General features: G+C 71.7%; 14 protein-coding genes. 10 read left to right on the plus strand and 4 right to left on the minus strand.

The genetic code is table 11. The features are described 5' to 3' along the window. Window positions 1–253 precede the first annotated feature (253 nt). The gene (locus ACWDR3_RS25280) at window positions 254–1,303 is read left to right on the plus strand and encodes a cyclase family protein (RefSeq protein WP_450354832.1); all 1,050 of its coding nucleotides are present in this window, start codon (window positions 254–256) and stop codon (window positions 1,301–1,303) included. Window positions 1,304–1,389: 86 nt separating this feature from the next. Here the strand turns inward: ACWDR3_RS25280 and ACWDR3_RS25285 are convergent, their stop codons facing one another. Beyond that, entirely contained in the window at window positions 1,390–3,393 is a 2,004-nt protein-coding gene (locus ACWDR3_RS25285; protein ID WP_450354833.1) for an alpha-ketoacid dehydrogenase subunit alpha/beta, read from the minus strand. 195 nt (window positions 3,394–3,588) lie between these two features. Between ACWDR3_RS25285 and ACWDR3_RS25290 the strand changes: the two genes are divergently transcribed. Continuing rightward, the gene (locus ACWDR3_RS25290) at window positions 3,589–4,296 is read left to right on the plus strand and encodes a TetR family transcriptional regulator (protein WP_450354834.1); all 708 of its coding nucleotides are present in this window, start codon (window positions 3,589–3,591) and stop codon (window positions 4,294–4,296) included. A 97-nt stretch (window positions 4,297–4,393) separates the two neighbouring features. Here ACWDR3_RS25290 and ACWDR3_RS25295 read toward each other — a convergent pair whose 3' ends face one another. The 3 genes from ACWDR3_RS25295 to ACWDR3_RS25305 all read right to left on the minus strand — a co-directional run bounded on the left by ACWDR3_RS25295 (window position 4,394) and on the right by ACWDR3_RS25305 (window position 7,583). Beyond that, window positions 4,394–5,548 carry an acyl-CoA dehydrogenase family protein gene (locus tag ACWDR3_RS25295; RefSeq protein ID WP_450354835.1) on the minus strand — a complete coding sequence of 385 codons (1,155 nt, stop codon included), beginning with the start codon at window positions 5,546–5,548 and terminating at the stop codon, window positions 4,394–4,396. Window position 5,549: 1 nt separating this feature from the next. Further along, window positions 5,550–6,608 carry a 2,3-butanediol dehydrogenase gene (locus tag ACWDR3_RS25300; protein ID WP_450354836.1) on the minus strand — a complete coding sequence of 353 codons (1,059 nt, stop codon included), beginning with the start codon at window positions 6,606–6,608 and terminating at the stop codon, window positions 5,550–5,552. 186 nt (window positions 6,609–6,794) lie between these two features. Continuing rightward, window positions 6,795–7,583: an enoyl-CoA hydratase/isomerase family protein gene (locus tag ACWDR3_RS25305; protein ID WP_450354837.1), complete on the minus strand. Its 789-nt coding sequence runs from the start codon at window positions 7,581–7,583 to the stop codon at window positions 6,795–6,797. 219 nt (window positions 7,584–7,802) lie between these two features. Here ACWDR3_RS25305 and ACWDR3_RS25310 point away from each other — a divergent pair, with 219 nt between their 5' ends. The 8 genes from ACWDR3_RS25310 (at window position 7,803) to ACWDR3_RS25345 (ending at window position 21,795) form a co-directional block, all read left to right on the plus strand. Further along, window positions 7,803–9,341, plus strand: coding sequence for an acyl-CoA synthetase (locus ACWDR3_RS25310; RefSeq protein ID WP_450354838.1), 1,539 nt, complete (start codon window positions 7,803–7,805; stop codon window positions 9,339–9,341). Window positions 9,342–9,346: 5 nt separating this feature from the next. Further along, the gene (locus ACWDR3_RS25315; protein WP_450354882.1) at window positions 9,347–10,108 is read left to right on the plus strand and encodes an SDR family NAD(P)-dependent oxidoreductase; all 762 of its coding nucleotides are present in this window, start codon (window positions 9,347–9,349) and stop codon (window positions 10,106–10,108) included. A gap of 231 nt (window positions 10,109–10,339) precedes the next feature. Continuing rightward, on the plus strand, window positions 10,340–11,797 hold the full coding sequence (locus ACWDR3_RS25320; protein ID WP_450354839.1) for an MFS transporter: 1,458 nt from the start codon (window positions 10,340–10,342) through the stop codon (window positions 11,795–11,797). Between the two features lie 155 nt (window positions 11,798–11,952). Beyond that, a complete protein-coding gene (locus ACWDR3_RS25325; protein WP_450354884.1) occupies window positions 11,953–13,104 on the plus strand; it encodes a diaminopropionate ammonia-lyase in 1,152 nt (383 codons plus the stop codon). A 195-nt stretch (window positions 13,105–13,299) separates the two neighbouring features. Then, the gene (locus tag ACWDR3_RS25330; RefSeq protein WP_450354885.1) at window positions 13,300–14,868 is read left to right on the plus strand and encodes an acyl-CoA carboxylase subunit beta; all 1,569 of its coding nucleotides are present in this window, start codon (window positions 13,300–13,302) and stop codon (window positions 14,866–14,868) included. 94 nt (window positions 14,869–14,962) lie between these two features. Next, window positions 14,963–16,705: a fatty acyl-AMP ligase gene (locus ACWDR3_RS25335; RefSeq protein WP_450354840.1), complete on the plus strand. Its 1,743-nt coding sequence runs from the start codon at window positions 14,963–14,965 to the stop codon at window positions 16,703–16,705. A gap of 128 nt (window positions 16,706–16,833) precedes the next feature. Continuing rightward, the gene (locus ACWDR3_RS25340; RefSeq protein ID WP_450354886.1) at window positions 16,834–20,811 is read left to right on the plus strand and encodes a beta-ketoacyl synthase N-terminal-like domain-containing protein; all 3,978 of its coding nucleotides are present in this window, start codon (window positions 16,834–16,836) and stop codon (window positions 20,809–20,811) included. Window positions 20,812–20,820: 9 nt separating this feature from the next. Further along, window positions 20,821–21,795 (plus strand): alpha/beta hydrolase, encoded by a 975-nt coding sequence (locus ACWDR3_RS25345; RefSeq protein ID WP_450354841.1) that lies wholly within the window; start codon window positions 20,821–20,823, stop codon window positions 21,793–21,795. Window positions 21,796–21,836: the final 41 nt, after the last annotated feature.

The following is a 21,836-nucleotide window of genomic DNA, read 5'->3' on the forward strand; positions in this document are numbered from 1 at the left end:
CCGCGTTCCACGATCGTGCCGTGCTGGAGCACGACGATCTCGTCGCTGTCGCGCACGGTGCTGAGCCGGTGGGCACCGGCCGCGACCCACGCCGCTGTGGATTCGCTCATTTTCTCCTCCAACATTGAAGCGCCTGAGACACCTTTCGACCACGCAGTCTATTACCTTGGGAAAGATTCGTTGACCGTTCGGTCCAATCTCAATAGCATGCTGTTGGCTGTCAACGGGGACCGTCGCACGAGGAGGCAACACCGTGACCAAGCGTTGGAAGCAGCGTCCGCCCGGCTCCACCTGGGGCGACTTCGGCGAGGACGACGAGCTGGGGCGTATCAATCTGCTGACCCCCGAGAAGGTGCTCCAGGGAGTGCGCGAGGTCGAGCACGGCATCGCCTTCGGCCTGAGCCTGCCGCTCGACTATCCGGGCGGAAGTTGGTTGAACCAGCGCCGGTATCCGCCGATCCTGCGGCCCACCGAGGACCTGGAACACAAGCAGGACGTCTTCTACAACATCAAGGCGCGGGAGCACTTCTCGCCGCACCTCACGGACGTCTGGTCCGACGACGTGGTGACCCTGTGGCTCCAGTACTCGACGCAGTGGGACGCGCTCGCCCATCAGGGCCAGGAGTTCGACGCCGACGGTGACGGCATCGCCGAGGCCGTCTACTACAACGGGTACCGCGCCGACACCGACATCGTCGGACCGCGGGAGGACGCCAAGGGCGACGGCAGCGGCAGCCTCGGCTTCGCGCGCCACCTCGGCCTGGAGCACATGGCGGAGCACGGGGTCCAGGGCCGGGGCGTCCTGATCGACCTCGCCCACCACCTGGGCAGCACCTGGCAGCCGGTCGACCTCAAGACCCTGCGGGAGATCATGGCGGCGGACAACATCGTCGTCGAGCCCGGTGACATGCTCCTCCTGCACACCGGCTTCGACACCGCGGTGATGGCCTGGGGCAAGAACCCGGACCCCGTGGGCATCCACACCACGGCCTCCTACCTCGACGCGTACGACCCGGCGCTGCTGGAGTGGATCGCCGAGTCGCAGATCTCGGCGCTGATCGCGGACAACTACGCCGTCGAGGGCGTGGGCGTCGGCCCCGAGGACAACACCCCGCACTCGCTGCTCCCGATCCACAACCTCTGCCTCTTCAAACTCGGCGTCCCGCTGGGCGAGTTGTGGTACCTGGAGAAGCTGGCGGCCTGGCTGCGCGAGCACGACCGCAGCCGCTTCCTGCTCACCGCTCCCCCGCTCAACCTGCCCGGAACGCAGGGCAGCCCGCTGACACCGGTCGCGACCGTCTGACAGCCGCTACGACGGGAAGGGCCCCCAGAATCTCTGGGGGCCCTTCCCGTCGTGGAACCGCTCGTCCCTGAACCGCTCATCCCTGTTCAGACCGCGGCGATCCTGCGCAGTGTGTCCGCGATCGTGTCCCGTGAGGGCAGCCAGACGCGCTCCAGCGAGGGGGCGTACGGGGCCGGGACGGACGGTGGGGCCACCCGCGTGACCGGGGCGTCGAGGTGCCAGAAGCCCTCGTCGACGGCGAGGGCGGACAGCTCCGCGCCGACGCCGAAGTCACGTACCGCCTCGTGCGCGATGACCAGGCGGTTGGTCTTGGCGAGGGAGGCGAGGACGGTCTCGCGGTCCAGCGGGGTGATGGTGCGCAGGTCGATCACTTCGACGCTGATGCCCTCGCCGGCGAGCAACTCCGCGGCGGCCAGGCCGTCTTGAACCATCCGCGACCAGGAGACCAGGGTGATGTCGGCGCCCTCGCGGATCACCTTCGCCTTGCCCAGGGGGATCAGGTGGTCGGCCGCCGGCTTGGGGCCCTTGAGTCCGTACTGGAGTCGGTTCTCGACGAAGACGACCGGGTTCGGGTCCTGGATGGCGGCGCGCAACAGGCCATAGGTGTCAGCGGGGTTGGACGGCATCACCACCGTCAGGCCGGGGATGTGGGCGAGCAGCGCCTCAAGACTCTGGGAGTGCTGGCTGCCGGAGGAGCGGCCCGCGCCGAACTGGGTGCGCACGACGAGGGGCAGCGAGGCCCGGCCGCCGGTCATGAAGCGGAGCTTGGCGGCCTGGTTGAGCAGCATGTCGAGGCAGACGCCGATGAAGTCCATGTACATGATCTCGACGACCGGCTTCATGCCGGCCATGGCCGCCCCGACCGCCGTACCGAGGATCGCGCTCTCGCTGATCGGGGTGTCGCGGACCCGGCCGGGGAAGGCCTGGGCGAGGCCGCGGGTGAGGCCGAAGACGTTGCCGCCCGCGCCGACGTCGATGCCGGCCACGAAGACGGTCGGGTCCGCCGTCAACTCGTGCTCCAGGGCGAGGCGTACGGCGTCCATGGTGCGGAAGACCTCCCCGTCGGCCGGGGCGGGTTCGGGCACGGTCGGGCGCGGTGCGGAGACGAAGTCGTACAGCGTCTCCGGGGCGGGTTCGGGCAGCCCGCGCGCCCATTCGACGGCCGCCTCGATCTCCTTGTCGATCTCTTCGTCGACGGCGTCCGCGAGGGCGGTGGGCACGCCCGCGTCCGCGAGGTGGCGGCGGGCGACGAGGAGGGGGTCGCGTTCCTTGGCTGCGGCGACCTCCTCGGAGGTGCGGTAGCGCTCGGGGTCGCCCTCGTAGTGGCCGTGCCAGCGGTAGGTCTCCGCCTCCAGCAGGACGGGACCGCCGCCCGCGCGCAGGCGTGCCACCACGTCCGCCATCGTCCCGGCGACGGCGAGGACGTCGTTGCCGTCGACGTGCGCGTAGCCGATGCCGTAGCCGGCGGCGCGGGCGGAGAGCGGGGCGCGGTGCTGCGCGGAGGCGGGCGAGAACTCGGAGTAGTGGTTGTTCTCGCAGAGGAAGACGACGGGCAGGTCCCATACGGCGGCCAGGTTCACGGCCTCGTGGAACATGCCCTGCGCGACCGCGCCGTCCCCGAAGAACGCGACGACGACGTCACCGGCGTCGCGCAGCTTGGCGGCGGTGGCCACGCCCGTGGCGATGGGCAGGCCCGCGCCGACGATGCCGTTGGCGCCGTAGATGCCGAGGCCGGGGTCGGCGATGTGCATGGAGCCGCCGCGGCCGTGACAGGTGCCGGCCTCCTTGCCCATCAGCTCGGCCATCATCGGCGCCGGGTCCAGGCCCTTGGCCAGGACGTGGCCGTGGCCGCGGTGGGTGGAGGTGATGCCGTCGCGTTCGCCGAGGGGCCAGCAGGCGCCGACGGCGGTGGCCTCCTGGCCGATCGACAGATGCAGGAAGCCGGGGATCTCCGTCGCCTTGTACAGCTCGGACGCCCGCTCCTCGAAACGGCGGATCCGGCGCATCCGCCGGTACATTTCCAGGAGTTGGTCCGCGTGGGCGGATCGGGTCCCGACGCCCGCGTCGGTGGACTGCGGTGCCTGAGTCATGCGCGTCCTCGCAATGTTCGCGCAGGGGGCGCGCCCCCGCGCCGTCCGGCTCGCCTTTTAATGTACCGTCTGGTCTAGCAAACAGAAGTGACGACGTCCCGGGGTCCGCTGTCCCCCCTTGGCGCCCCCGCGGCGCCCGGTGCGGATCCTGGGGTGGGTCGGTTCGACACGTCGTCCCGACAGGGGAGAGATGCGATGCCACGACCGCCGGGTCATGGACCGGACTTCGAGGTCCGCCGCCAGAAGATCATCGACACGGCCGCCGAGCTGTTCGCCCGCCAGGGCTACGCGGCGACGTCCGTCAACGATCTCGGCCGTGCGGTGGGGCTCGCCAAGGGCGCGCTGTACTACTACATCGGGTCCAAGGAGAACCTGCTGATCGAGATCCAGGGGCGGGTGATGAGCCCGCTGCTGTCCCGCACCCGCCAGATCGCGGGCCTCGACACGGACCCGCTGCTGCGGCTGCGGCTGCTGTCCGAGTCGCTGCTGACGATCATCTTCCACCGGCTCGACCACATCTGGGTCTACGAGCACGACTACCGCAGTCTGACCGGCCCGGAGCTGCAGACACTGCTGGGCCAGCGCTCGGAGTTCGAGCACCTGATCACCGGTCTGCTGACGGAGGCCGGGGAACAGGGCAGCCTCCGGGTGCCCGAACCGCGCCTGGCGACCCTGCAGTTCCTCAACCTGCACAACCACACCTACCAGTGGGTGAAGCCGGAGGGCCGGTGGGATCCGGCGTATCTGTCCCGGGAGTACTGCGCGACCCTGTTCCGCGGTTTCGGCGCGGTCGACTCCGCCCTGGCCAAGACCGAGGAGCGGGCGACGGCGTTCAAGCGCGACCGCGCGGAGCTGCCGCTGGACCCCGAGGCGGTCTGGGAGCCGGCCGCGGTCGGGAGCTGACAACGCGCGGCGCCCTGACACGGTCCGGCCCTGCGCTGACATGGTCCCGCGGCGCGCTCCGGCGCCCCGCGGGACACGGCCGTACGTCATGGCCGGCTCACGCCTGCCTCAGCAGGGCCCGCGCGATGACGTTGCGCTGGATCTCGTTGGTGCCCTCGCCGATCTCCAGGATCTTGGCGTCGGCGTAGAAGCGGGAGATCTCCGACTCGCGCATGTAGCCGTAGCCGCCGTGGATCTGGACGGCCTGGGAGGCGGCGCGGTTGGCGACCTCGGAGGCGTACACCTTGGCCATGGCGGCCTCCGTGCTGTACGGGCGGCCTCGGTCGGCGAGCCAGGCGGCGCGGTAGACCATCCAGCGGGCCGCCTCCACCTCGGTGCCGATGTCGGCGATCTTGTGCGCGACGGCCTGGAAGGCGGAGAGCGGGCGGCCGAACTGGTGCCGTTCCGCCGCGTGTTTGACCGCGAGGGACAGTGCCGCCTTGGCGAGTGAGAGGCTCAACGCGGCCACGCTGATACGGCCCTTGTCGAGCACCGACAGGAACTGGCGCAGCCCGTTGCCCTCTTCGCCGATCAGGTGGTCGTCGGGTATCCAGCAGTCGTCGAAGACCAGTTCCCGGGTGTCCATGGCGTGCCAGCCGAGCTTCTTCAGTTTGGGTCCGCACCTGTAGCCGGGGGTGCCGGTCTCGACGTAGAAGGTCGCGAACCGCTTGCGTCCCTCCTCGTCCCGGCCGGTGACGGCGAGCAGGGTGACGCCCTGGCTGATGTCGGTGCCGGCGTTGGTGATGAACATCTTCGTGCCGTTGAGCACCCAACCCCCGTCCGCCCGGCGGGCGGTGGTGGCGATGCCGGCCGCGTCGGAACCGGCGTCCGGCTCGGTCAGACCGAAGGCGCCGATCGCCTCGCCCCGGGCCAGCGGCGCCAGCCAGCGTTGCTTCTGTGCCTCGGTGCCATACGCGAGGAGGGGCAGGGTGGCGATGGTCGAGTGGGCGTTCCAGGAGGAGGCCACCGACTGGTCGGCGGCGCCGAGTTCCTCCATCACGGCCACGTAGGAGACGGTGTCGGAGCCCGCGCCGTCGTACTCCTCGGGCACGAGCATGCCCATCAGGCCGAGTTCGCCGAGCTTGGTGAAGACGTGGGTGGGGAAGTGCTCGTTCTCGGACCAGCCGGCCGCGTGCGGGGTGATCTCCTTGGCCGCGAACTCACGCACCATGTCCCGCAGGTCACAGGTCTCCTCCGGCAGGTCGAAATCCATGTCACAGTCCCTTCGGGGTCAGCAGAACCTTGAGATGGCGGGCCCGGTCGGCGGCCAACTCCGCGAACAGTCCGGCTCCTTCGGAGAGCGGGAGGCGTCCGGTGACCAGGGGCGCGGCGTCCAGGCGCCCGGTGCTCATGAGGTCGATCACGCGCGGGATGTCGTGGTGGTAGCCGAGCGTGCCGAGGACGGTGCGTTCGTAGAAGACGAGCTGCCCCATGTCGAACTCGACCTTGCCGTGGCCGACGCCCGCGAGCACGACCCGGCCGCCGCGCCGGACGGTCGAGACGGCCTGCGCGGCCAGGGCCGGCACACCGGTCGCGTCGATGACGACGTCCGGCCCGATGCGGCCGGTGCGCACGAAGACCTCACGGCGTACGTCGCTCTCGCGCGGGTCGAACGCCTCGGTGACGCCCAGGTCGAGGAGCCGTTCCCGGCGTTCCTTGAGCGGTTCGCTGACGTAGAGCCCGGCGGCGCCCGCCAGGCGGGCCGCGAGGACGACCGCGAAGCCGATGGGGCCGCCGCCGACCACCAGGACGTTGTCGCCGGGCCGGACTTGGCCGCGGGTGACGGCGTGCAGACCGACGGCGAGGGGTTCGGCGACGGCCGCCATCTCGTCGCTGACGTTGTCGGGCAGGCGGGTCAGTCCGGCGAGGGGAACGGTGACGCGGTCCGCGAAGGCGCCGGGCGAGGCGAGGCCGACCGAGCCGCTCTTCGGGCAGATGTGGTACTCGCCGCGCACGCACCAGTAGCAGGCCCCGCAGCGCCACACGGGGTCCGCGGTCACCCGGTCGCCGACCGCGATGCCCGGCACCTCCGCGCCCAACTCCAGGACGGTGCCGCTGAGTTCATGGCCGAGGGCGAGCGGCGGGCGGGCTCCGGTGAGGGGGTGCGGATCGGCGCGGATCATGTGCGGGCCTTCGAGGTACTCGTGCAGGTCGGTGCCGCACACTCCGCACCAGGCCACCTCCACGACCGCCTCGTGCGGCCGCGGCGCGGGCGGGTCGGGCAGTTCCTCCAGCCGCAGATCACGCGCGCCGTGCCAGCGCAACGCCTTCATCGTCTCCACCCTTCTCGTGTCGTACGGCTCCCGTGCCGCACGGCTGCTGAGCAACCGGGCCGGCTTCCAAGACCGGCCGGGCCGACCTCCGAGTCCGACCGCGCCGACTGCCAAGACCGGCCGGCCGACCTCCGAGTCCGACCGCGCCGACTTCCAGGTCCGGCCGGGACAACTTCCGCATCGGCCCTAGCCCTTGCTGTCCTCGCCGGTGAACCGCGCCTTCCCCGGGCCGTATTCGAGGAACGAGCGGATGCCGTGGCTGGCGTCCGCGGTGCCGAACACCCCGGTGAACAGGGCCCGTTCGAGCGCGAGCCCGGCGGACAGTCCCGCGTCGGCGCCATGGTCGACCGCTTCCTTGATGGCCTCCAGCGCGGCCGGCGGCCCCTCGGCGAGCCGACGGGCGTAGCCGAGCGCGGTGTCGAGGACCGCGGCCGGTGGGACCACCTCGTCGACGAGCCCGAGCCGCAGCGCCTCCTCGGCGCCGACCCGGCGGCCGGTCATCAACAGGTTCTTCGCGCGGGCCGGGCCGATCAGCCGGACCAGGCGCTGGGTGCCGCCCGAGCCGGGCATGATGCCGAGCTGCACCTCGGGCTGCCCGAGCACCGCGTCCTCGGCGGCCACCCGGTAGTCGGCGGCGAGCGCCAACTCCAGGCCGCCGCCGAGCGCGTACCCGGTGATCGCCGCGACGACCGGCATGGGGAGCCGGGCGATCTCGTCGAAGGTCCGCTGCAACGCCCGGTTCCAGCCCCGCACTTCCTCGGCGCTCATCGCGGCCAGCGCCTTGATGTCCGCACCGGCCGCGAACAGCCGCTCCCCGCCGTACAGCACCACGGCGCGCACACCACGAGCGTCCGCCAATTCCCGGGCGCACGAGGCGAGTTCGGCGCGCAGTTCGTCGTCGAACGCGTTCATGGGCGGGTGGTCGAGGCGGACCGTGGTGACGGGTCCGTCGGGGTCGAGGCGGATGCGTGACACGAGGTCCCTCCTCGTCTCGGGCGGGTCTGCCGAAGTGCGGCGTCCCGTCCTGGGCCGGTCCGCTGAAGAGCGGCATCGCCCGTGGTCGGACGGCTTGTCGCTCGGCACGGGTCGTCGTAGAGTGCCGACAGGTTTTATAGACCAAGAGGTACACTAAATCTTGGGAGCGAGCAACCGACCGGTCGGGACATTCCCGGCCACCGAGCCGAGAGAGTTGCCTTGCACAATTTCGCGAGCATCCTCGATTACCACCTGTCCCAGCGCCCTGACGCCGTGGTGATCACCCAGGGAAAGCGGCGCCTGACCGTGCGGGAGCTGCACGCACGGGTGAACCGACTGGCCGCCGGGCTGGCCGAGTCGGGGGTCGGGCGCGGTGACGTCGTGGGGCTGCTGCTCTACAACCAGCCCGAATTCCTGGAACTCCTGTACGCGGCGGGACGGCTCGGCGCGGTATTCCTCCCGCTGAACTACCGCCTGTCCGAAGAGGAATGGCAGTACATCTTGGGCCATGCCGAGGCCAAGGTCCTGGTGACCGAGCCGGAGTTCGCGCGCGCGGCCGACCGGATCGCGGCGCACCTGCCGGGTCTCGTACACCGGATCCAGGTCGGCGGGCAGCCGGTCGCCGAGCCGTGGACCGGATACGAGGAGCTGCTCGCCCGGCACCCCGGCGCCCACGTCGAGCCCGTCGAGGCCGGCCCCGACGACCTCCAGCGCCTGATGTACACCTCCGGCACCACGGCCCGCCCCAAGGGCGTGTGCATCACCCACGGCAACGTGCAGGCCAAGAACCTCGCCCACATCGTCCACTTCGGCCTGACCTCGGCGGACACGACTCTGGTGTGCGGGCCGCTCTACCACGTGGGCGGGCTCGACATGCCCGCCCTCGGGGTCCTGTACACGGGCGGAAGCGTCGTGCTGCAACGGAAGTTCGACCCGGTGGGCGTCCTGGACGCCATCCAGGAACACGGCGTCACCAACGTGTGGCTGGCGCCCGCGATGGTCAACGCGGTCCTGGAGGTCCCGGACCGCGACGGCTACGACACCGGTTCCGTGCGCTTCGTCCTGGGCGGCGGGGAGAAGACGCCCGAGCCGGTGCTGCGCCGGATCATGACCGCGTTCCCCAACGCCTGGTTCGCCGACGCCTACGGGCTGACCGAGACGGTGTCGGGCGACACCTTCCTCGACCGCGCGCACGCGCTGACCAAGCTGGGCTCGGTCGGCCGCCCTGTGCCGCACACGCGCGTGCGGATCGTCGACGACACCGGCAAGGAGGTCCCGGCGGGCGAGTTGGGCGAGATCACCCTGCGCGGACCCAAGGTCTTCGCCGGGTACTGGCGCGACGAGAAGGCCACGGCCGCCGCCCTCAAGGACGGCTGGTTCCACACCGGGGACATCGGACACGTCGACGAGGACGGTTTCGTCTACATCGACGACCGCAAGAAGGACATGATCGTCTCCGGCGGCGAGAACATCGCGACCCCGGAGGTCGAGCGGGTCCTGTACGAGCATCCCGCGGTACTGGAGGCCGCGGTGGTCGGCCTCACCCATCCCCGGTGGGGCGAAGTGCCGCGCGCCTTCGTGGTGTTGCGACCTCGGGCGGACGCCGGGGCGGAGGAACTGCGGGAGTTCTGCCAGGGCCGTCTGGCCAAGTTCAAGGTGCCCGCCCGCTTCGACTTCGTCGCCGAACTGCCTCGTACGCCGTCGGGCAAGGTCCTCAAGCGGACCCTGCGCGACCTGCCCACGGAGGACCGGTCTTGAACGATGTGAACGGCCAACTGCGCCTGGACCGCAAGACGGTGTGGGTGACGGGGGCGGGGAAGGGACTCGGGCGGGCGATCGCCGTCGCCGTCTCGCAGGCGGGGGCGGCCGTGGCGGTGACCGCCCGGACCGGCACCGACCTGGAACGGCTGGAGTCCGAACTCGCCCCGCACGGCGGCAAGGTGCTCGTCCTGCCCGGGTCGGTGGCGGACTCGGCCGGCGTGCGGGACATGGTCGAGCGGATCACGCGGTGGACGGGCGGCCTGGACGCGGTCGTCAACTGTGCCGGGATCAGCCCGCACTTCACGCGCAGCGAGCGGGTCACCGACGAGGACTGGCGACAGGTGATCGACGTCAACCTGCAAGGCACCTTCTACTGTTGCCGCGAGGCGGGCAAGGTGATGCTGGAGCAGCGTTCGGGCTCGATCGTCAACGTCTCGTCCGTGCACGCCCGCACCGGCTTCGAGCGAATCGCCGCCTACGCCGCGAGCAAGGGCGGGGTCGAGGCCCTCACGCGAGCGCTGGCCGTGGAGTGGGCCGATCGCGGGGTACGGGTCAACTCCCTCGCCCCCGGCTATTTCCAGACCGACCTCAGCTCCGGGCTGCTGGACAGCCGCTGGGGCGAGCGGATCGTGAGTAACACGCCCCTGGGTCGCGTGGGCGACGCCGAGGAGCTGGGCGGGGCCGCGGTGTTCCTCGTCTCGGACGCGTCCCGCTTCGTCACGGGCACCACGCTCACGGTGGACGGCGGCTGGACGGCCTGCTGAGGGGCGTGACGCCCACTGCTGGAGCGTGACGCCTGCTGAGGGGGCGTGGGCGCCCGGCGCAGGGAGCACGGCGGGGCACGGCGAAACGGGTTCGAGCGATTCGCTCTGCACGACTCATTGATTGTACCGACCGTTAGGTCTACGTTACGAGCCACTCCCCCACACACCATCCCCGCACCCCCATCCCCACGCCCTCCCCGCACCCTCCGACGCACCACGGAAGGCCCCCGGATGTCCGAGACCCGCACCGCTCCCCCGCAGGCCCCCGAGCCCACCCGTTCCTCGACACGCAACGCGCTCGTCGTCGTCGCGCTCGTCTGGACCGTCCAACTGGTCGCGCTCATGGCCGCGTTGTCCGGCATCGCGCAGGCCGATGTCGCGATCCACTTCCGGACCACCGACATCGCGTGGTTCACCCTGATGACCCTGCTGACCGGCACCTTCTTCCTGCCGTTCGCGGTCAAGGCCGCGGCCCTCTTCGGCAAGAAGCGCGTCCTGCTCGTCGCCACCGGGCTCGGCTTCGTCGGCGACCTGGTCGCCGCCCTCGCCACCGACTACCGCACCCTGCTGATCGGGCGCGGCATCGCGGGCGTCTACGCCGCCACCGCCCCGCTGGCCTACGCGATCACCCGCGACGTCTTCCCGCGCCGCTGGGTCGGACTCGCCAGCGGCATCCTCGCCGGTGGCATCGGCCTCGTCGCCTTCGGCGGACCGTTCCTGTCCGGCTGGCTCCTGGACGACTACGGCTTCCGCGGAGTGCTGTGGTTCATGGCCATCAGCACTGCGGCGAGCTTCCTCCTGGTGGCCGCCTTCGTGCCCGAGAGCCCGATCCGCGCGGTGGGTGGCCGGATGGACTGGGCCGGCGGAATCCTCCTCGGCGGCGGGGTCACGGCACTCGTGTACGCCGTCGGCCAGGGCTCGCACTGGGGCTGGGACAGCGGCAAGTTCGCCGGCTACGTCATCGGCGCGGTGCTCACGCTGGTCGCCTTCGTCCTGGTCGAGCGCCGGGTGGCCGAGCCCCTGTTCCCGCTGTCCATGACCCGGCGCCGGCCGGTGTGGACCGTCCTGCTGGCCACGTCCATCGCGGCGGGCTCGCTCAGCGCCGTCGGCGTGGTGATCCAGCTGCTGATCCTCATGCCGAACATCCCCAGCGTCTCCGAAGGCCTGGGCTGGTCCGGGACCCACAACGCCATCGTCACCAGCCCGATCAGCGCCATGATCATCGTGGCGGCCGTCGGCACCGGTGTGCTCGCCCGCCGGGTGGACGCGCGGATCATCCTGGGCGCCGGCTCCGCGCTCACGGTCCTCGGCTACGGCATCGGCACCCAACTGCACCACAACGCCGCGCAGATCATCGAGATGGGTCTGATCGCGGGCCTGGGCACCGGCATGGTCATGGCCATCGTGCCCATCATGATCATCGAGGTGGTGACCCCCGAGGAACAGGCCCTCGCCAACGGCGTGCAGACCCTCGGCCAGGGCGTCGCCCAGATCGTCGTCTCCCAGTTGGCCTTCGTCGTCATGGCCCAGAACGGCGCGGTCCTCAAGGGCACCCAGTTCTACCTGGACGCCGGCTTCACCAACGGCCTCTGGCTGGTGGTCGGTTGCTGCGCCCTCGGCGCGGTGCTCGTCACCCTGATCCCGAAGAGCAAGCGGCTCGACGAGGTGGCGGCAGGACAGGCCGCCTGATCTGAATGCCGGTGGACATCGTGATGGCGGCAGCCACCGTGATGCCGGAGGACAGTGAGCCCGCCCCGTGGCCGGTGGCTTTTCTGATCGATATCGATCAGAAAGATGTACTGGACCATCGATATGGGCGGGCTCACGATGATCGCGTGTCCAAGATTCCTTTCGCCACCGGCAACCCGACCCCGCCGCGCCACCTGCCGTGGTTCGTACGACCCGACGCCAGGACCTGGACCTGTGCGCCGCCTCCGGCCGAGGTGCAGACCTTCCACGCCGAGCAACCGGGTTACGCACCGACCGCACTGACCGAACTCCCGTCCCTGGCAAGGGAACTCGGGGTCGGCCGGCTGTTCGTCAAGGACGAGTCCGCGCGGCTGGGGCTGCCCGCGTTCAAGGCGCTGGGCGCGTCCTGGGCGGTGCACCGGGTGCTGGCGGAGCGGGCGAACGGCGGCAGCGGGGCGAACGGCGGCAGCAGCGGGACCGGTGGTCAGGTGCGGCTGGTCACCGCCACCGACGGGAACCACGGCCGGGCCGTGGCCCGGATGGCGCGGCTGTTCGGGCAGCGTTCCCATGTCTTCGTCCCGCGGGGCGTCCACCCGGCCGCCGTGACCGCCATCGAGGACGAAGGCGCACAGGTCACACTCGTGCCGGGCGCGTACGACGAAGCCGTGCGCCGGGCGGCCGACGCGGCGGCGAGCGCGCGGGACGCCGTGCTCGTGCAGGACACCGCCTGGCCCGGATACGAGCGGATTCCCGGCTGGATCGTGGAGGGCTACTCGACCCTGTTCGCGGAGATTGACGCGCAGTTGGGCATCGGGGCGCCCGATCTGGTGGCGGTCCCGGTGGGCGTGGGCTCGCTCGCGCAGGCCGCCGTCACCCACTACCGCAGCCGCGCGGCCGGGCCCGCGCCGACCGCCCTGCTGTCCGTGGAGCCCGACACCGCGGCCTGTGTTCTGGCCAGCCTCGGCCGCCGTGCGCCGGTCAGCGTGCCGACCGGCGCCACCACCATGGCCGGCCTGAACTGCGGCACCGTCTCCAGCCTGGCCTGGCCGTTTCTACGTGACGGTCTGGACGCGGCCGTCGTGGTCACGGACGCCGACAGTGCCGAGGCCGCACGCGATCTCGCCGCCGTCGGTGTCGCCGCCGGGCCCTGCGGCGCGGCCTCGCTGGCAGGTGCACGCGCCGCCCTGACCGGCGAGGGCGCCGCCGAACGCCGTACCGCCCTGGCCGTCGGACCCACCTCGACGGTCGTCCTGCTCAGCACCGAGGGCCCGGCCGCCAACCCCCACTCCGAGAACGCGCGGCCCTGACCGCCTCCGACACCCGCACCGCTGTCCGCCCAACCCCGGCCGCCGGGACGCCCGTTGGTGCCGCCGACCGTCGCCCCTTTGTCACCTCAGGACGAACCTCCGTCGCCCAGGACTCAACTCCCGCAAACAGAACGGCCATCACCCAGGACCGCTCCCGAATCGCTGCCATATTCGAGAACCCCTTCGGAGGTGGCTGTGACGCGAGAGGCGACAACATCCCGGGCGACAGCGGCACATACGGCGGACCGCACCGCCGAGCGCATCACGGACTTGGAACACCGCCGGGCGCAGGCCCTGACTCCGGCCACGCCGAGAAGACGCGGGGCCTTCGGTGCGCGGGAGCGGATCGAACGGCTGCTGGACGTGGACTCGTTCGCGGAGACGGGTCTGTTCGTGCGGGCCAGATCCACGGGGGACGGCGCCCACCGCCCCTACGGTGACGGGGTCGTCACCGGGTACGGCACGGTCGACGGGCGACCCGTCTGCGTGTTCGCCCAGGACTCCACGGTCTTCGGCGGCAGCATGGGCGAGGCGTTCGGCGAGAAGACCGTGGCCCTGATGGACCTCGCCCTCAAGACCGGCTGCCCCGTCATCGGCCTCAACGACTCCGGCGGCGCCCGCATCCAGGAGGGCGTCGCATCGCTCGCCCTCTACGCCGAGTTGGTGCGCCGCAATGTGAAGGCGTCCGGGGTGATCCCGCAGATCTCGGTCATCCTCGGGCCGTGCGCGGGCGGTGCCGCCTACTCCCCCGCCATCACCGACTTCACGGTCATGGTGGACGGCGCCTCGCACATGTTCGTCACCGGTCCCGACGTCATCGAGGCGGTCACCGGCGAGCACACCACCGCCGAGGACCTGGGCGGCGCCCGCACCAGCAACTCCGTGAACGGCAACGCCCACTTCCTCGCCGCCGACGAGGAAGAAGCCCTCGACACCGTACGCGACCTGCTGTCGTACCTGCCCGCCAACAACCTGGACCGACCCCCGCAGTACGCTCCCGGGTCGACGCCCGCCGCAGACGGGCTGGACGAGGTCGTGCCGGACCGGACCGGTCAGGCCTACGACATGCGGGACATCCTCCAGGCGGTCGTCGACGACGGTGAACTCCTCTACGTGCAGGAGTTGTTCGCGCCGAACATCATCTGTGCCCTGGCCCGCGTCGAGGGCAGCAGTGTCGGTGTCGTCGCCAATCAGCCGCTGCACTCGGCCGGTGTCCTCGACATCGACGCGTCCGAGAAGGCGGCACGTTTCGTACGGTTCTGCGACGCGTTCGGCATTCCGCTGCTGACCTTCGCCGACGTCCCCGGCTACCTCTCCGGCGTCCGCCAAGAGCGGGCCGGCATCATCCGGCGCGGCGCCAAACTGCTGTACGCGTACGCCGAGGCGACCGTCCCCAAGGTCACCGTGGTGGTGCGCAAGGCGTACGGCGGCGGGTACGCGGTGATGGGCTCCAAGCACCTCGGCGCCGACGTCAATCTCGCCTGGCCCACGGCCCGTATCGCCGTCATGGGCGCGGAGGGCGCCGTCGGCGTGCTGCACCGGCGCGAACTCGCCGCCGCGGCCGACCCGGAGGCGCTGCGAGCCCGCCTCATCGCCACGTACGAGTCCACCCACGGGACCCCGTACCTCGCCGCTGAACGCGGGTACGTCGATGCAGTGATCGCCCCGCGCGACACCCGCGCCCACCTCTGCCGCGCCCTGCGCACACTGCGCGGCAAGCGCGCCCCGATGCCGGAGCGCCGGCACGGCAACATCCCGCTCTGACCGCCCTGTTCACCCTTGCTCACCCCTGTTCGGTCCAACCGCTCTGAGCCGCCCGAATCGCCGGCCGACACCGCGATGTGAGGAGCAACGCCCGATGGACAGCCGCCGCCCCCCGCTCGCGCCCGCGTACCGGACCCTGCCCGACTACGTGCGGCACTGGGCCGAAACCACCCCCGACCGCCGGGCGTTCACCTTCGTCGATCACCCCACGCCGAACTCGCGCGGAGTGCACCGCACCCTCACCTGGCAGCGACTGGACGTGCGCGTACGGACGTTGGCCGCGCGGCTCGCCGAGCAGGCCGAACCCGGGGCGCGGGTCGCCTTGTTGTGTCCGCAGGGTACGGACTACATCACCGCCTTCCTGGCCGCGCTCACCGCGGGGATGGTCGCCGTACCGCTGTACCCGCCCGGTCTGCCGGGGCACGGGGACCGGCTCGTCGGGGTGTTGGCCGATGCCCGTCCCGCGGTCGTGGTGACGACCGGTCGCGTTCTGGAGGAGGTGGCGGACTTCTGCGAGCGCGCCCGGGTGTCGGTCCTCTCGGCGGACCAGGTGCCCGATGCCGCCGCCAGGGACTGGCAGGCGCCGGTGCTCGACCCCGGCGCGACCGCGTATCTCCAGTACACCTCCGGATCCACCCGCGCTCCGGCGGGAGTCGAGATCACCCACACCAACGTCGTCGCCAACGCCCGCCAGGCGCTGGGCGCCTACCGCGCCGACGCGCACCCGGTGACCTGCGTGGGCTGGCTGCCGCTCTACCACGACATGGGGCTCGTGCTGAGCGTCGCGGCCCCGGTCGTACGGGGGCTGCTGTCGGTGCTCATGGACCCGGCCGCGTTCCTGCACGAACCGGCGCGCTGGCTGCGGCTGTTGGCCGCGCATCCGCGTGCGCTGAGCGCAGCGCCCAACTTCGCCTACGACTACTGCACTTCGACCGTCACCGAAGCGCAGAAGGCGGAGCTGCGGCTGGACGGGGTCGTCGCGTTGATCAACGGCAGCGAGCCGGTGCGGCCCGGCACCGTCGACCGGTTCCACGCCGCGTTCGCCGCGCAGGGGCTCGCGGCGGAGGTCCACTGTCCGTCGTACGGACTCGCGGAGGCCACCGTCTTCGTCAGCGCCGCCCGGCCGGGCGAGCCGCTCGACCGGTTCGCGCTGGACCGTGACGCCCTCGCCGCCGGAAAGGCCCTGCCCGCGCGGCCCGATGACCCACGGGCCGTACTCCTTGCGGGTTGCGGAACCCCGGCCGGCCAGCGGGTCCGTGTCGTCGATCCCGTCTCCCATGCCGTCCTGGCCGAGGGTGAGGTCGGCGAGATCTGGGTGCAGGGTCCCAACGTGGGGCGCGGCTACTGGCACAACGCGCCCCAGACGCAACGGGTGTTCGGCGCGAAGCTCGGCAAGGACGCGCCGGGCGGCTGGCTGCGCACCGGTGATCTGGGGACCATCCTGAGCGGGCAGTTGATCGTCACCGGGCGGCTCAAGGACCTCATCGTCGTCGACGGCCGCAACCACTATCCGCAGGACGTGGAGGCCACCGTCCAGAACACGCACCCGGCCCTGCGGCGCGACCGGCTCGCCGCGTTCGGTGTGCCGGGCGGCGGGGGTGAGCGGGTGGTGGTCGTGGCGGAGCACGCGCGAACCACCAGCCTCGCCGACCTCGACGTACCCTCACTGGCGCGTGCCGTGCGCGCAGCCGTCTCCGCCCGGCACGGGCTGCGGCTCGCGGACGTCGTCCTGGTCGCGCCGGGCGCCGTGCCCCGGACGTCCAGCGGCAAGGTGTCCCGGGCTCTGACGCGGGCCCGGTACCTGGAGGGCGCCTACGCGACGGAGACGGCGGAGTGACAGCCGCCGACGGGGTCCGCCGTGCGAGCGCGGCCGACGAAGCCGGCAGTGCGCGGGCAGCCGACGGAGACCGCAGCACGAGTGCAGCCGACGGAGACCACAGCTCAAAGGCCGCCGACGCGAATGCCCTGCGCCGCCGGATCGCGGAGTTGGTCGCCGAGTGGAACGGCAACCGCACTCCCGTCCACGACGTCCCGATGGACCGGCCGCTGGCCGACCTCGGCATGTCCTCGCGGGACGCGGTCGTGCTGGCCGGCGAGCTGTCCCGGCTGACCGGCCGCGAGTTGCCGGCGACCCTGGTGTGGGAAGCACCCACCGGGGACGCGCTGGTGGCCCAACTGTGCGGTACGGCCGCGCAGTTCACCCGAACCTCGTCCGGCGCCTCTCCCCCGGGGGCGCCGGGCGAGCCCGTCGCGGTCATCGGCGTCGGCTGCCGACTGCCCGGTGGCGTGCGCGGCCCGGGCGACTACTGGCGGCTGCTGATCGACGGGGTCGACGCGATCGGGCGCGTCCCCGAGGACAGATGGGGCGACTTCACGGCGTTCCCACCCGCCGACGCCCCCGCGTACGGCGGATACCTCGACGACATCGCCGGGTTCGACGCCGACTTCTTCCGCATCACCCCGCGCGAGGCCGCGGTGATGGACCCGCAGCAGCGGATCCTCCTGGAGGTCGTCCGCGAGACGCTCGACCACGCCGCCGTCCCCGCCACCGCTCTGGCGGGTACGGCGACCGGGATCTACGTCGGCATCTCGGCCCCGGAGTACGGCCAACTCACCGGCGCCGACCCGGACTTGGTCGATCCATGGGCCCCGGCGGGCGCGGCGCTCAGTGTGGCGGCGGGCCGACTGGCGTACGTCCTCGACACCCACGGTCCGAGCATGGCCGTCGACACCGCGTGTTCCTCCTCGCTGGTCGCCCTGCATCACGCCTGTGTCAGCCTGCGCACCGGCGAGAGCGACACGGCGATCGCCGCCGGCGTCAACGTCCTCCTGTCGCCCTCCGTCGGCGTCGCCTTCGAACGGGCGGGCGCACTGGCGCCGGACGGCCGCTGCAAGCCGTTCTCGACGGCGGCCGACGGCATCGGGCGCGGTGAGGGCTGCGCGGCGGTGCTGCTGAAGCGACTGTCCGACGCGGAGCGGGACGGCGACCGCGTCCTCGCCGTCATCCGCGCGACCGCCGTCAACTCCGACGGCCGCTCCAACGGTCTCCTGGCCCCCAACCCGGCTGCCCAGCAAGCCCTGTTGGCCACCGTGTACGCGCGGTCCGGGCTGATCCCGGCCCACGTCGACTACGTCGAGGCGCACGGGACCGGCACCCCGCTGGGCGACCCGATCGAGGCGGGCGCGCTCGGCGCGGTGCTCGGCGCGGACCGTGACCTCGAACAGCCGTTGCTGCTGGGCTCCGTGAAGGGAAACCTCGGCCACCTGGAATGCGCGGCAGGCCTCGCGGGCCTCGTGAAAACCGTCCTCGCGCTCCACCACGACCTCGTCCCGCCGTCGTTGCACGCGAGCGGCAGCGCCATGGCAGACCCGCGGCTGCGCGTGGTGACCGAGCCCGAACCGTGGCCCCGCTACGGCGGCACCGCCACCGCCGGGATCTCGGGCTTCGGCTTCGGCGGCACCAACGCCCATGCCGTACTGGAGGAATGGCGCCCCGCAGTCCTCTCGCCGCCCGCGACCGACCAACCGGCCACCTGCCTCCACCTGTTGTCCGACGTCGACACCGAGCGGGTCCGGGACACCGCGGCCCGCCTTGCCGCGTGGCTTCGCACACCGGAGGGGAACGTGGCCCGCCCCAGCGACGTGGCCCGCACGCTCGCGGGACGCGCGGGGCGCGGGCCGGTACGGGCCGCCGTCGTCGCCGGTGGCGGATCCGAACTGGCCGATGCGCTGGATGCGTTGGCGAGGGGCCGCGCGGATACACGCATATCCACCGGCGACCGCGATCTCGTGGGGCGCGGCCCGGTCTGGGTGTTCTCCGGGTACGGGAGCCAGTGGCCCGGCATGGGTCGCCGACTGCTCGCCGAGAAACCGGCCTTCGCCGCCGCCGTGGAGAAACTCGACGCCCGACTCGCCGGCGAGTTCGGGTTCTCCTTCCACGAGCACCTGACCTCCGCCGGAGATCTCGACCTCCTCGACGTCTCCCAACCCGTGCTGTTCGGGCTGCAGTTGGCGCTCGCCGAACTGTGGCGCTCGTACGGCGTCGAACCGGCCGCCGTGATCGGCCACTCCATGGGCGAGGTGGCCGCCGCCGTCTGCGCGGGCGCGCTGGACGTGGCGGACGGGGCTCGGGTCATCACCGCACGGGCTCGGCTGCTCAGCGGGCTGCACGGCGGTGCGATGGCCGTCGTGGATCTGGCGGACGCCGAACTGCCCATGCTGGAGCGGGACTTCCCTGGAGTGCAGGTTGCCGTCCACTCCTCTCCTCGACAGAAGGTCGTCACCGGCGACGAGTCGGCGGTCAATCGGCTCGTGCACTGGCTGGAGGAGCGAGGACGTGCCACCCGGGTCATGCGGGTCGTCGGCGCCGGACACTCGCCCCAGGTGGATCCCCTGTTGCCGCAACTGACCGAGGCCCTCTCGGACGTCCGGGGCCGTCCTCCCCGTATCCCCGTCTACTCCACGGTCCTCGACGACCCGCGCGGCGACTGCGGGTTCGACGCCGCACACTGGGCCGCCAACCTGCGCCGGCCCGTGCGTCTGGATCGGGCCCTCGCGGCAGCCGCGGCCGACGGGCACACCGCCTTCGTCGAGATCTCGCCGCATCCGGTGCTGACCAGATCCGTCGCCGAAAGCATCCCCGGCTCACTGGCGGTGGGCTCGCTGCGGCGCGACGCCGACGGATCCGCCGCGCTCCTCTCGGAGTTGGGCGCCCTGTACGCGGCGGGTCTGCCTCTGCCGACGCCGGCCGGCCGGGTCATCGACCTTCCTGTACCGCGTTGGCGGCACGTCCGCTACTGGTGGACGGACGGCCGGGCTCCTGTCGCAACACCCACAGCTGCCCGTTGGACCGTGCCCGTGGCGCCCCCGAATGAGGCGACGGCGACCTCGTTGGCCGCGCGCGTGAGTCACCACATCGCCACCGTCACCGGCCATCCGGCGGCCCGCATCACACCCACCACGGCACTGGCCGACCTCGGCCTGGACTCCCTGATGGCCGTCCGCATCCGCACCGCCCTGGAACGCGACTTCGGGATCGAACTGCGGCTGCGGGACCTGTTCGATGCCACCACAGTTGATGAACTGGCCAATCGGATAGGGCAGTTGGCTGAGATGCCTTTGCCCCTCCGCACACTCCATAAAGGCGGCACGGGCTCCCCGCTCTTCCTCTTCCACGCCGCCGGCGGATCCACCGACGTCTATCGCACGCTCGCCGAACGACTGGGCGCCGACCGGCCGGTGCACGGGCTGGACCGGATCGAGGACGCCGGAACCGTGCCGGAGAAGGCGCGCCGCTACGCCGAGGCGATCGCCGCCGTCTGTCCCAACGGCCCTTGCCTGCTCGGAGGTTGGTCCTTCGGCGGCTTCGTCGCTCAGGAGACGGCCCGGCAACTCACCGCGGCAGGACGGGACGTAGAACTCGTCGTACTCATCGATTCCGTACGCCCCCTCCCGCAGCCCGGCCGCACACCCGCCGATCGCATCCGCGCCCACCTCACCGGGTTCGCGCACCACGTCGCCGACGCCTACGGGGTCCAACTCCCGCTGCCGTACGACGAACTCGTGGCAATGGACGACGACCACGAGCGCATCGACCTCGTGCTGCGGGCCCTGCGTGGGATCGCCGAGGTGCCGTCGGCCGCGTTGGAGCACCAGCGTGCCTCCTATCTGGATCTGCGGATCGGCGAGGCCCATCGGCCGGAGCGCTACGACGGTCCCGTGGTTCTGTTCCGGGCCACCGAGCCGGCTCCGCACACCGTGCGCGATCCGGCGTACGAAAGAGACGACGACGCGCTCGGCTGGGACGAGCTGTGCCCGCGTCTGACGGTCGTGCCGGTGGCGGGGCATCACCTGTCGCTGCTCGACCCGCCGCACGTCGACGAGATCGCCGCCCATCTCCGGCGGGTGCTCCCCTCGCCGGGCGGCCCCGCCGCACCGGACTGAGGAGCCGCCATGCCGCACCGTCCCGTCCCCGTCTCCACGGCCTCGGCCTCGGCCTCCGGAATGTCCCGCCGCGCCGTCGCCAAGGCCGCTGCGGCCACCGGCCTGGCCGCCCTCTTCGGCGTCACGGTCGGTGCCGGGCGCGCCCGCGCGGCCACCCAAGTCGGGGCACGCACCTTCGACTTGGCCGTGTCCTCCCCCGCGCTGGGCCGCAGCGCGCCGGTGCGGCTGATCCTGCCGTCGGACTTCGACGCGCAGAGCGATCGGACGTACCCCGTGCTGTATCTGCTGCACGGCGCCCACGACGACTACACATCCTGGACCCGGGAGACGGACATCGAGGCCTTCACCGCGGACCGCGACCTGATCGTGGCCATGCCGGACGCGGGCCCGACCGGCATCCCCAGTGCCTGGCGCGGTGGTCCCGACTACGAGACCTTCCAGGTCCAGGAGGTACAAGCGCTGCTCGCCCGCGACTACCGGGCGTCCGGGGTACGGGCCGTCGCGGGCGTGTCCACGGGGGGTTACGGCGCGATGGCGCACGCGGCCCGTCACCCGGGCGCGTTCACCGCGGCGGCCTCCTTCAGCGGCATCCTCGACACCACGGCCTTGGGCGTGCCGCCCCTCGTGGACGCCATTGTGGCCCGCGAGAACCTGGCGCCGAGTTCCCTGTGGGGCAATCCGATTCTCGGCGCGCTCACTTGGCGCGACTTCAATCCGCGCGCCCGCGCCACGGGTCTGCGCGGCACACCCTTGTACGTGTCCCAGGGCAGCGGCGTGGTCGGTGGCATCGGCGACTGGCTGCCTGAGGTGTTGGAGAGTCTGCTGTGGCCCTCCGCGCACCGCTTCACCGACACCCTCGCGCTTCTCGGTATCCCCGCGACGACCCACTACTACGCGGGAGGAGGACACAGCTGGGCTTACTGGAAAGGGGAGTTCACGGCCTCGTGGCCGATGCTCGCCGGTGCGCTGGGGCTGCCGGAGTGATGTCGGTGCCGCCGGGGCACGGAACGGAGCGCAGGGGACGT

This window comes from Streptomyces sp. NPDC001002 (assembly GCF_053599215.1).